Below are 11,672 nucleotides of genomic sequence, written 5' to 3' on the forward strand. Positions count from 1 at the left end.
CAATATCCTTTAAATTTGACCTATATAATTTTCTTTCTATTTCTAAATCATTGATATCATTATAGATTTTAGATAATTTATAATGATGAAATCTTAAAATATCAGGATTAATCTTATATTCTTCTAAAAATACCTCGTATTCTTTTCTGAGTTTATTTATAAAATTTTTATCTTCAAGTTTTTTCCCGAGATTTTCTTTTTCATCTGGGAAGCCTCTTCCTTTTATATCATTAAGAATCGCTAAATATCTATCCTTAGTTTCATCAGTAAGATCTCTCTTTAAATACAATAATTTTTCTGCTATTTTTTCTCTTTCATATGTCGCACTTTCTACAATCTCAACATTGCTAGCAAATTCTCCTCTATCTAATAAATTATTAATATTATTAGCTAAATCTTTCCAAGAAACTATTTGCCCTTCTCTATATCTTGCCTCATCTCCATCTTTAAAAATTGCTCCTTCCTTTCCAAACCATGCAGATATCTTTCTTCCTTCAATTTCAAGACCATTGGCTCCCCTATATATTTCTTTCAAAAAGTTTGCCTGTTCTTCTAAAGATTTACCCTTAGAAAATTCTGCTATTACTGCTAATCTTCCATCTTCATGATTTCCTCCATGTATTAAAAATGTATCTATTTCTCTTTGACTTATTGGATTTGAGAAGGATATTTGCTCTCCATGATTTTTAGCAGAAAAAAAGGAAGTAGACTCTACTTCCTCATTTTTTAGATTAGGATTATCTCCCTTTCCCCTATTTCTTGTAGGGTCATATCCATGTTCTTCTTCAATCTCAGATATTTCAGATAGTCCTCTTCTTTCAGTTCTTCTGTCAGACCCCAAGTTTCCATCATTTTGACTTCTTCCCTCGTGATAAAGTCCTCTATCTCTTTTTCCTTTGATAGAAGATGATCCATCAATGTCCCTTGCAAATACATTATCTGATAATCCTCTTCTTTGTTCTCCTTGAGAAAGTTCAATCTCATCCTTCCCCATCTGTTGAGTTTCTTTAAATCTATTTCCTTGGGAATTGCCATATTGGGTATTAGGACTTCCATGCCTTCCTCCAATTCTTCCATCTTGTATGTCCCTCCCTGTCTCTCGAAGGAATTCTCCTTGACGATTGGTGTGTAAATCCCCTCCTCCATGAGGTATTCCTTGCCTGCCAATGTTAATTTCTCTTTCATCTTCCAAGCCTCCTTTAAAATTTATTTCACCGTTTATATCAGAACTTAATTTATTATAACGCTCCTTAAGCTCTTTTGTCTGCTCCAAATCTTTTCTTTCTTGAATTTTCTCTAAAATTTCTAATCTTTTTATTTCACTTCCCAAATCAAGTAAGATATTTTTACTTATATTAGCACTTATACTTAATACTTTGTCTATGTCCGAACTTGATATTTTAGACAGTAAAGATAAGTTTTCTTCTTTTAGCTGATATGAGACCTCCATTCTCTCGCTTATAGAAATTTTTACGGATTCTTTTAACAAATTAAAAAGGTCTACCTTTTGAATGCTTTTTAAACTTTCATCAGATAGACTTTCTAAAATTTTATTGAATTTTCCTCTAACATTACTTTCTACTAAGGCAGCAATTTTATCTTCTTGGCTTAATAGAAGCTTACTATCTTTTTCTTTAAACTTATCTATCATTTCATCTAGTAAGTTTAAATGCTTTTTGCTATCATATTTCCATAACTTTACCTCAGAAATATTATGATTAATACTTACTGTTTGCCTTATGTCGAAGATATATTTTATCCTTCCACTATCTATATCTAAAAGTGGTATTCCTTTTTCGCCTCTTTTAACGCTTCTACCTATACTTTTCCAATAATCAAATTCTGCACAGGCTGTTGCTTTTGGATCCATATTGTATATAGATATTTGATGTATATATGGATACTTATAGTTATTGCCTGATACCTTTAAATATTCCTCATATTTTTTTATATCTTTCTTAAATTCTTCTTTTGCAAGATAGATTGTTCTACTTAAATCTACTATATCATATCTTGGCATTTTATCCCTCCTCATTATAGTGATAAAAATGAACTAAATTTTTATATATTTATTTATTAAACTTTATTTCTTTCTATTTTTTAAATTTCTGTAAGCAAAAGATAACTTTAAAATGTCATTTACGCTATCTTTTTATTGCAATAAAAAAACGATTGGAATTTTTTACTTTTCTAATCGCTTTAATTGCCTTTATTCTATTGCTTCCAATCCAACATTGCTTTTTCTAACTTTGAAAAATTGCAATTTGCTCTTCTTATAATTCCTGTTTTCTTTTGCTTTTTGTATATTTTTTCCACCTTTATCAAGACCTTTGTTTTTATTTTTAAACAAAAAGCGTATTCTTTTTGAAATAAGTCTTTATATCTAATATCCTCAAGTTCGTTAAAATCAATTCTTTCATAACAATCAGTCGGTACAGGAATCATTTTCTTAATATCCAATATAGATAATATGTGCATTTTTTCTCTATCAGAATAATATTTGTAGATATCTCCATCTATAGTAATACTATTATCGATCACTTCATAAATCAAAAAATGCTCATCAGAAACATTCTTCCATTTTTTATGTTTTTCCTTTGCAGAAGAAATTGGAATAAAATAATTATAATTTTCTATACCAACAATAATTCCAACAAATGGTTTTATACTGTTTCTATACGATGGGTTGTAATAAACTTCTGAATCTACTTTATTTAGATGTTCAAGGTAATCAGAGTTTACAGTATAAAATCCATATTTTATAACTTCTACCATTATTTTCTCCTAAAAAAACAGAGAGGTTTAATCCTCTCTGCTTGCTTTAATGCTTCACCTTTGGGATATAGGTAGTGAGACACCTTCTTTAATGCTCCACCTTTAACGGTAGTGGGACACCATCTTTATCTGATAAGAGTATAACATATATTCATAGTAATATCAAATAAGTAAATTTCCTAATGCCTACTCATTTATCACTTATATTATACCCTATTTCTTTCATAAATCACTCCTTTCTTCATTCCTATAACCGTATTCAATTTTTTATAATCAATTTACTTATAATATTTACCTATGGTATTTTTTATTTCTTCTTCAATTTCTTTTAAAAAAATCACTTTATTTTCCTTACCCTTTGCTATATCACTTAATCTCATTTCCCATTTTGCTGTTGTCTTTGGAGATTTAAACTCATCTATAACTATAGTAACTAGGTTTAATCCCTTCCTAGTTGATATTAGGTTTTTCTTTTCTCTTTTTATATAACCTTTGTATATCAAATTTTCTATTATTCCCGCTCTTGTAGCAGGAGTACCAAGTCCTTTTCTTTCAACTTCGACATCCTTAACTAATTCATCATTTCCAGCTATTTCCATAGCTTTTAAGAGTGTGTTTTCAGTGAAGTGTTTAGGTGGTTTTGTATATTTCTCTTTTATATCTTTATTTTCAATATATAAAAGATCTCCTATTTTTACATCGGGAAGTTGTATATCTTCTTTCTTCTTTGATTTATATTCTTCTAAATATTTTGTAAACCCTTCTTCTGCAATTATTTTATAAGTGTTTATAAATTCAAACCCGTCAAATTCAGCCACTATCTTTGTTGTATTTTCTACAAGTGGATATCCAAAACTTGCATAGAGTTTATTTGTTATAAGTCTATATACTTTGGCTTCACTTTCCGGAAGATTTGAAATATCCTTATTTAATGAACTTATCGTTGGAATTATTGCATGATGATCTGTAACTTTTTCAGAATTAAAAACTACCTTAATTCTTTCTGTGTCAAAATCATTTTTTCCTATAATATTATTTACAGTGCTTTCTATCATGTCTACTGTCAGATATCTTGAATCTGTTCGTGGATAGGTAATATACTTCTTTTCATACAGGCTTTGGGCATAATCTAGTGTTTGTTTTGCACTGTATCCAAAATACTTATTACATTCTCTTTGAAGTGTTGTTAGGTCAAAGGGCAGATTAGGCTTTGTAATCTTTTCTTTTTTAATTACATCGGTTATTTCAATTTTTTCTCCGATTAAATTTTTAAGCTGCTCTGCCACTATCTTGTCATCAATTCTATCTGTCGACAGTGTAAATCCATTCATGGAAATCTCCACTGTATAATATTTTTCTTTTTTAAAACTATTTATCTCATCATCTCTATTCACAATCATTGATAAAGTTGGTGTTTGTACTCTGCCTACACTATAATTTTCATTATATAGACAGGAGTAAAGTCTACTTATGTTCATTCCAACAAGCCAATCAGCTATGGCACGAGCCTTAGCTGAATCAAAAAGATTATCATAATTACTTCCATCTTTTAAGTTGCTAAATCCTTCTTTTATGGAAGAGTCTTCCATTGAGGAAATCCAAAGACGTTTCATTTTCTTCTTACAATTTGCCATCATATATACAAGTCTAAAGATAGCTTCTCCTTCTCTACCAGCATCACAAGCATTAATAATGGTGTCAACTTCATTACTATTCATTAGTCTTTTAAGAATATTAAACTGTTTTTTAGTTGTCTTCGTTACCTCATACTTATATTCTTTTGGGATAATAGGTAAATCTTCAATTCTCCACTTCTTATATCTTTCATCATACACATCAGGATTTGCCATTTGTACTAAATGCCCAACACACCATGAAACAATGTATCCATTCCCCTCATAATATCCATTATTTCTATTTTTTGCTCCTATAACTTTTGCTATTGATGCTGCAACACTTGGTTTTTCTGCGATTACTAATTTCATTTTTCCTCCTTTAATTTTTTAATAAAAAAATGAGAGATTAAATTTTCAATCCCTCATCTTTTTATAGCTCTACTGATTTTTTATTTTTTCTATAATATTTATTCCATTATCTATTACATCTTCAAACTTTATGTCTCTAGCATAAAGATTTTTCTTCGAATAAGAATTCCATCTGTATAAAAAAGCTTGATCCGTTTTTAGCATTCTCATTAAACTTATGATTTTATCTATATCAAATTCTTAATTATACAATCAATCATTTCAACTTAGCTTTACTTATATATTAAGTTTGTGCTGTCGTTTTGTTCATCGTTTTTTATTAAAGTTCCAGAATTCTAATTGTACTTTTTTTATAAATTTACACGATAATTGAGTTTATTGTTGTCCTTAATCTACTGCTTAAATCATTGAGAAGATTAAAATTCATCTTCATCTGGAATAATTTCTGTATCTTCCTTATCTTCAAGATCATAATCCTCCCCTTCAGATTCATAATCATCTTCTAATTCATTATAATCTTGCTCCTCTTCAAAACTTTCCTCTTCATTTTTTTTATAGATTTTGAAGTAATATCCTGCACCCATTACACCAACAATAATTAAACCCATAAATAAATAAAGTCCTACCCCTGATTTCTTTTCTTCTTTCTCCTCTTTCTTCGGTTTTTCCTCCACCGGTTCTTCTTTTTTCACTACTTCTTCTTTTGGCTTTACTTCACTTTCTCCTTCAATCATATTTAGTAGATCTTGTTCTCCAACTTCTGTTAGTAATTGTACATTTTCTTGATTTTCCGAATGATCTACAATGAGGTGCATAGTTTTTCCACTCTTTGTTTGAAAGGTTAAAAATTGTCTAACATCTATTGGATTTTCCTTTTTTTCATCTCTTGATGTTTGATCTTCTACTTTCGGTGTAATATCCTGTCCATTTTTATCTACATTTTCTATAACTGTTCCTCTTGCCTTATTTTCTTTTGTAGCTAATGGATTAATTGCTTTAGTATTGCCACCTTTAACAAGTTTAGATGGCTTTTCTTTTTTATCTACTTGCTCATTTTTTATGTTATTTTCTTGTATTTTCGGCACTTCCTGATAAGGAATTTTTTGACTCTCATTAGATGGTTCATATATATCTTCATCAAATAAGCTTTCTAATTCTTTACTTTTTTCTGGCAAATAAATATCATTTGACTGATTTTTTATTTCATTTTCATTGCTCTTAGCTATGGATATGCTTGGCATACTGAATAGTAAAAGGAGTAGCACTAAGGCTACCCCTAATCTTTTTTTCTTCATAATTCTCTCCTTTTCTTACTTTATATTCTTGAAGACATAAACTGCCTTTCTGCTATTATCCCATTCTATACTTTGATCTTTTTCATCTCTTATATCCCCACAGCTTGCATTAAAAGCTTTAGCTATATTGGAAATAGATGCGTGAATTCTTCCATTTATAATTACAGGTTTAGTGTCAGAATGATAAATGTTTCCTTGACTATCTTTCATAACACCAGTATCTATATTTAATCTTAGAGTTTTTTTAGGTAAGGCTGTATTTTCTTTATTTGAAAAGATAGCCTCTCTCTTACTATCATCATATTCTACATTAAACCCAAGAGTATAGGCTGCATATCTAACAGGTAGCATAATGCGATTATCCTTAATATATGCTTTTACATCCATATACACAGTAGTTTTCTTTCCATCTTTTATAATGTTATAAAAGTTTTTGTCTACTTGAAAAACTGCAAATTCTTTTTCATCTTTAACTTGTTTTTTGTCTTGTTGTTGAGCCTTATTTTTCATCTTGTTAAGATCAAATTGATTTAAGATATTCTTGTCATCAGCTTTCAAAAGTTCATCCCACTTCTTATCTTGAGATTTCTTATCTTCTTTCTTTTCTTTGTTTTCTTTTTGGAGTTTTAGAAGTTCATCTAATTTCTTAGATAAGTCTTGGTTTAAATTTTTGTCTTTTTCATCTTTAGCTTGTTTTTCAAGTTCTTCTTTCGCTTTTTTATTTGCTTCCTCGATTAACTTCTTGGCTTCTTCAATTTTCTTATCTAATTCTTCTTTTAGCTTTTTTATTTCTTCTTCAGAAGCTTTTTGTTTTTCTTCTAGTCCTTTAATCTTATCTTCTAATTCTTTTTTTGTATTTTCAGAAGATTCTTTTAAACTATCAATAGCCTTTTGAAGCTCTTCAATTTTCTTGCAACATTCTGACTTAGAATTTTCTATTTCTTTCTTCTTAGACTCTAGTTCTTTTATCTTAGTATCTTTTTCATCAAGCGCTTTTTCTAAGTCCTTAATCCTATTGTCTTTATCCTCAATTTCTTTATTTTTCTTTGCAAGTTCTCCTTCTAAAGACTCAAGCTTTTCTTGCATTTTTTTGATTTTATTTTCGTTTTTACCAGTCTTTTCTTTCTCAGCTTCTAACTCCCATTTTGTAGATGAATAATCTTCTTTTAGTTTTGCATTTTCATATTGTAATCTTTTTAGTTCATCTTTAAGCTGAGTAATTTCTGCTTTTAACTCATCATTATTAGAATTTTTAAGATTTTCAATCTCTTTATTCAATTGATCAATCTTATTATCTTTATCTCTAATCTCTTCTTCTAGCTTAGCTTTTTCTTGTTTTAGTTTTTCTCCATTATCTTTGCAAGATTCTAAATTTTCCTTTAATTCATCTATCTTTGATTGGTCTTCTTGTTTCTTATCATTTAAGTCTTTGATCTGATTTTCTAAGTCCTTAATGTTTTTAGTTAAATCATCAATCTTATTGTCCTTTTCATCAATATCTTGTCCTGTTAAATCTGTTTGAGTATCAATGGAATATTTATTTGGATTGTATATAGTCATCTTTCCTTGATACATATCATTGTTATAATCAAATTCAAGTTCTATACTATCTACATTCTTATCAAAGACAAACTCTCCATTTTCATACCTCAATCCATTAGGAATAGATTTGAATCCTTGATTTCCGTTGAAACCAAAATGATTTTCGTAAAATGGATTTTGTTTTGGTCTATATTCAACTTCTTGATTATGGAATACTCCCTTACTGTTAATATTTGGATTGCCTAAAACTTTTATAGTGTGCAATTTATTCCTTGAAAAAGCGTACTGTTCAATTGTCTTCACAGACTTCGGTATAGTTATTTCTTGAAGGTTATTTCTTTCAAAAGCATTATGTTCAATATTTACCAAAGTATCAGGTAAAGTTACTTCTTTAAGTCCACAGTTGAAGAATGCTAAGCCTCCAAGATAAGTTAGGCTATTTGATAGTTTTACCTCATCTATACTTGCTTCATAAAAGGCAGCATAACCTAAATGCTTAACAGAATCAGGAATAATTACTTTATCCCAATGTTTGCCACGTCCAAATTCTCTTTTATACCTAAATTCATCGTTTGAATGATTTAAAGAATAATTTCCATTTATAGACTTCGTCCCTTCAGGAAATACTAGAATATTTGTCTTCTCTTTCTTTTCTAAGCCCTTATCACTAAAGGAAATTATATTTCCCTCAGAGGAATACATAAAATCATCTTCCGTCCACTCTACCTTATAATCTGTACTTGCATATACAGGACTTACAGCCACTATATTCACTAGACTTACAAGTAGCATTATCACAGCTAAAATTCCACTTGTTATTTTTTTCATAAATTTTCCTCACTTTCATTTGTATCTTTTCTTTTAAGTTCTTGTCTTTCTCTATTTTCTTCTTCCTTATTTTTTCTAACAATAAATAAAAATTCATCAAGAGATATTTTTTGACTTCGAAATTCCTTGATGACCTCTAAATTTTCTATTTCTTCTTGTTCCTCTACTAATAACTGAAGTTCTATTTCAATTTCTTCTTTTTTCTTTCTTAAATTCTTCTGTTTTTCTATGTTTCTGATTAATTTTTTATTCATAGATTTTTACTCCTTCTCCTTATTTTGGTCTACCAAAGGAATAAAAGTGATTTTTCCAATACCTTGAGTTTATACTGGCATATTGGATAGGATCTCCTGCATGGAGCATCATTCCATTTCCGGCATATATCCCTACGTGAGAAATTGGCGTGCCGGAATTATATGTGCCTTTAAAGAAAATAATATCCCCAGGTTTTGCCTCGCTTGGAGATATTGGATTACAATAGTTTTTATAAATAAGCCAAGCTGTAGTTCTTGGCATTCTCTTTACACCAGACTTTGTAAATGACCAACATACAAAACCTGAACAGTCAAAGTTAGATGGTCCACTTGCTCCAAACACATATCTTTTACCTATATGTTTTTCTGCTTCATTAAATAAGGCTTTGGCAGTTTCAGAATCAAAAGCAAGACCGGGATTTCCAAAGTTTGGATTGTCTATAATCTCTCCCAAGTTCCCATAGCTTGATCCAAAATATCCACTCATATTTCCCTGACTATCAAGTAATGCTAAATAATGAGCCATATTTGTTTCATAGTTTGCAAATTCTTCTCTTGCTATTTCATCAATACTTTTCTTTTTTATAGTTAATGTTAGAATTCTATAGGTATATGGATTTCCTTCACTGTCATATTTTGTAATAGACTTTGAAGTATATTTTTTCTCATACATTTGATTAAATAGTTTTTTTAATTCCTTTTGTATCTCTTCAGCTGACTTAATCTCTCCATATCTTGCTGTTAAATAGCTAAAAAGCTCGTGTAGATCATGACCAACAGAATCTCCTTTTATATGATATTCATCATAATTTGGATAATTTTCTTTAATACTATCTATTTCATCTTGTAATGCATATTCATAACTTGTAAATTCATTATTAATATCCATTAAAACTTCTTCTTTTGATAGATAGCTTGTAGCTATAACATTACTTGTTAATCCTGAAGTAAGACTGCCAACATTGCTAATTCCTTGAAATAGCATAAAAAAAAGTCCTAAAATACAAAGGGCAATTAAAATTTGCTTATATCCTTTGTTTTTTAAAACTTCCAATGTTTTCTTTCCAATATTAGCGAAAGATTTCTTTATTCTATTTACTAAACCTTCCCCGTGTTTCTTCCTAAAATCTCTCTGAAACTTCTTTTTCATAAAAAATCGATTCAATTTATTAGAGTTTTGATAAGCTTTAGTCTTCTTCAATTCTTCAAAATTTCTTTGAAAGAGGAGTTTACTTTCTTTCTTATAAATTTTTCCTTCTAAAGATTTTATTTTTCTTTGAGTTTTTAAAGGTTTTTTTCTTCTAAAATGGCTAATTTCTCTACCTACAACTTCGGTAGTTCTACTAAGCTTATAAGCAGCGTTAACGCCTGCATTATCATCTTTCCCACTATATAGATAGTTTGCCGTCATAGCACTCGCAAAAGTAATAGGTTTTTCTAAACCCGCTTTTTTTGACTTTTTCTTATCCTTAATTAACTCTTTTTCCTTTTTATTCTTTTTCTCATATAGTTTTGATATTTTATCTTCCTTTTTATAAAACTTATCTTTTTCACTTTTGTTATCTTTTTTAGAATGGAATTTAATTTTATTTTTTGTATCTACCTTATTTTTTTCAGATACATTTTTAGAATCCTGTACTTCTTTTTTTGTCCTGGTGTATTCTTTCTTTGGATCAAAGTTGCTTTTCTTTATAGTATTATCAAAAGCGTCTTTTATTTGTCTTTTCTTTCCCTTGTTTTTATTAGAAATTCCACTATGATTTAAATCAAGTTCATCTACTTCAAGATTCTCATTTTTTATTACGTTTTTTTCCTGTTTGAAGATTTCTTTTTTCGTGCCTATTTTTTCTTGATTCTTTTTATTTATATTATATTTATCTTTATTTTTTTCAGATTCACTTTTAAATCCTTCAGATAGGCTATCCTGTCTAAATTTTCCACTAGAAACCCTACCCATTAGCATATTTTTTTCTTCTAAATTTCTAACTTTGCCTTTGAAATATTTGCTATTTTGTTTTTTATTAGTATTCAGATCTTGAATTATTTTTTTATATTCTTCATTTGCCTTATATGATAAGTCTTTTCTTCTAAACTTCCCATTTAAAGATTTTAATTCTGCTTTTTCCCCTTTGTCCTTAAACTGACTTTGAGATTGATAAAGTTTTTTTAAGGTGTTTTTTTGAAAGCTTTCTTTCCCTTTATTACCAAGAATAGAATAACCATCCCAATTTTTTCTTTGCACATCAGAAGATGGTAAATACTTATAGTCATCTCTTGTGTCCCTATATGATACATTGCTATCACTAAAGTTCATGTCATAGCGATCTATGACACCATCATTATCTGAGTCCTGCGATAAGGGATCATATGTTGAACTTACCTCTATATTAAAATCCTTATCTTCTTCTTTTCTAAATCTCCTTATTTTTTTCTCTTGCACTCCATTAAAACTTTCACTCTCAACGTTTTTCTTCCATTTTAAATTACTATTCCCCTTGTAATTTTTTTGGGGAGAAGTGCTACTTTTTAAATTAGAGCTAGTTGAATTTGGTCTATCATTAAAATCTTCTTTAAAGTTACTTAGCCTGTATTCTGTTTCTTGCCCGTAATATTCACCATATCTACTTTCCTCATTTTCTTCCATTTTTCTATGCTGCTGTTGCGAATATTCTGGCTGATATTCATTATGATAGGAGGCTTCTGCAAATTTTTCCTCATGGTTTTTTCTTTGTCTTCTTCCTCTATTTGACTTATCTTTTTCGTTGAGTAAATCCTGACTATTTTCTTGCAAATGAGATGAATAATACTTAGAGTTTTCATCATTATTGTCTATGTTATTCCTGCTTTTTACTTTATTAATTTCTTTTTTTGAAAAATCTGATTTTCTCTCTGTACTACTGAATTTTTCATTGCTTTCTTCTTTCTTTTCTGATATAAGTTTGGTCTTTGGTACATCTCTTGGGTTTACTTTCCCTTTCTTTTTCATATATACC

7 protein-coding genes are annotated in these 11,672 nt (G+C 29.1%); all 7 read right to left on the reverse strand.

Annotation, left to right across the window (positions count from 1 at the left end):
• Nucleotides 1-726: 726 nt before the first annotated feature.
• A complete protein-coding gene (locus C8269_RS11150) occupies nucleotides 727-1,185 on the reverse strand; it encodes a TnpV protein (RefSeq protein ID WP_079392108.1) in 459 nt (152 codons plus the stop codon).
• 1,029 nt (nucleotides 1,186-2,214) lie between these two features.
• On the reverse strand, nucleotides 2,215-2,775 hold the full coding sequence (locus C8269_RS04255) for a type III toxin-antitoxin system ToxN/AbiQ family toxin (RefSeq protein WP_106460523.1): 561 nt from the start codon (nucleotides 2,773-2,775) through the stop codon (nucleotides 2,215-2,217).
• A 278-nt stretch (nucleotides 2,776-3,053) separates the two neighbouring features.
• Nucleotides 3,054-4,760 (reverse strand): DNA topoisomerase 3, encoded by a 1,707-nt coding sequence (locus C8269_RS04260; RefSeq protein WP_106460524.1) that lies wholly within the window; start codon nucleotides 4,758-4,760, stop codon nucleotides 3,054-3,056.
• A gap of 416 nt (nucleotides 4,761-5,176) precedes the next feature.
• Nucleotides 5,177-6,055: a CD1107 family mobile element protein gene (locus C8269_RS04265; RefSeq protein WP_106460525.1), complete on the reverse strand. Its 879-nt coding sequence runs from the start codon at nucleotides 6,053-6,055 to the stop codon at nucleotides 5,177-5,179.
• A 15-nt stretch (nucleotides 6,056-6,070) separates the two neighbouring features.
• Nucleotides 6,071-8,425: a leucine-rich repeat protein gene (locus C8269_RS04270; RefSeq protein ID WP_106460526.1), complete on the reverse strand. Its 2,355-nt coding sequence runs from the start codon at nucleotides 8,423-8,425 to the stop codon at nucleotides 6,071-6,073.
• Nucleotides 8,422-8,679, reverse strand: a complete 258-nt coding sequence (locus C8269_RS04275; protein WP_004837916.1) for a hypothetical protein — start codon at nucleotides 8,677-8,679, stop codon at nucleotides 8,422-8,424. Before C8269_RS04275 ends, C8269_RS04270 begins: the two co-directional genes overlap by 4 nt.
• Before the next feature lie 19 nt (nucleotides 8,680-8,698).
• Nucleotides 8,699-11,665, reverse strand: a complete 2,967-nt coding sequence (locus C8269_RS04280; RefSeq protein ID WP_106460527.1) for a C40 family peptidase — start codon at nucleotides 11,663-11,665, stop codon at nucleotides 8,699-8,701.
• Nucleotides 11,666-11,672: the final 7 nt, after the last annotated feature.

Source organism: Anaerococcus sp. Marseille-P3915, assembly GCF_900258475.1.
Lineage (GTDB): Bacteria > Bacillota > Clostridia > Tissierellales > Peptoniphilaceae > Anaerococcus > Anaerococcus kampingae.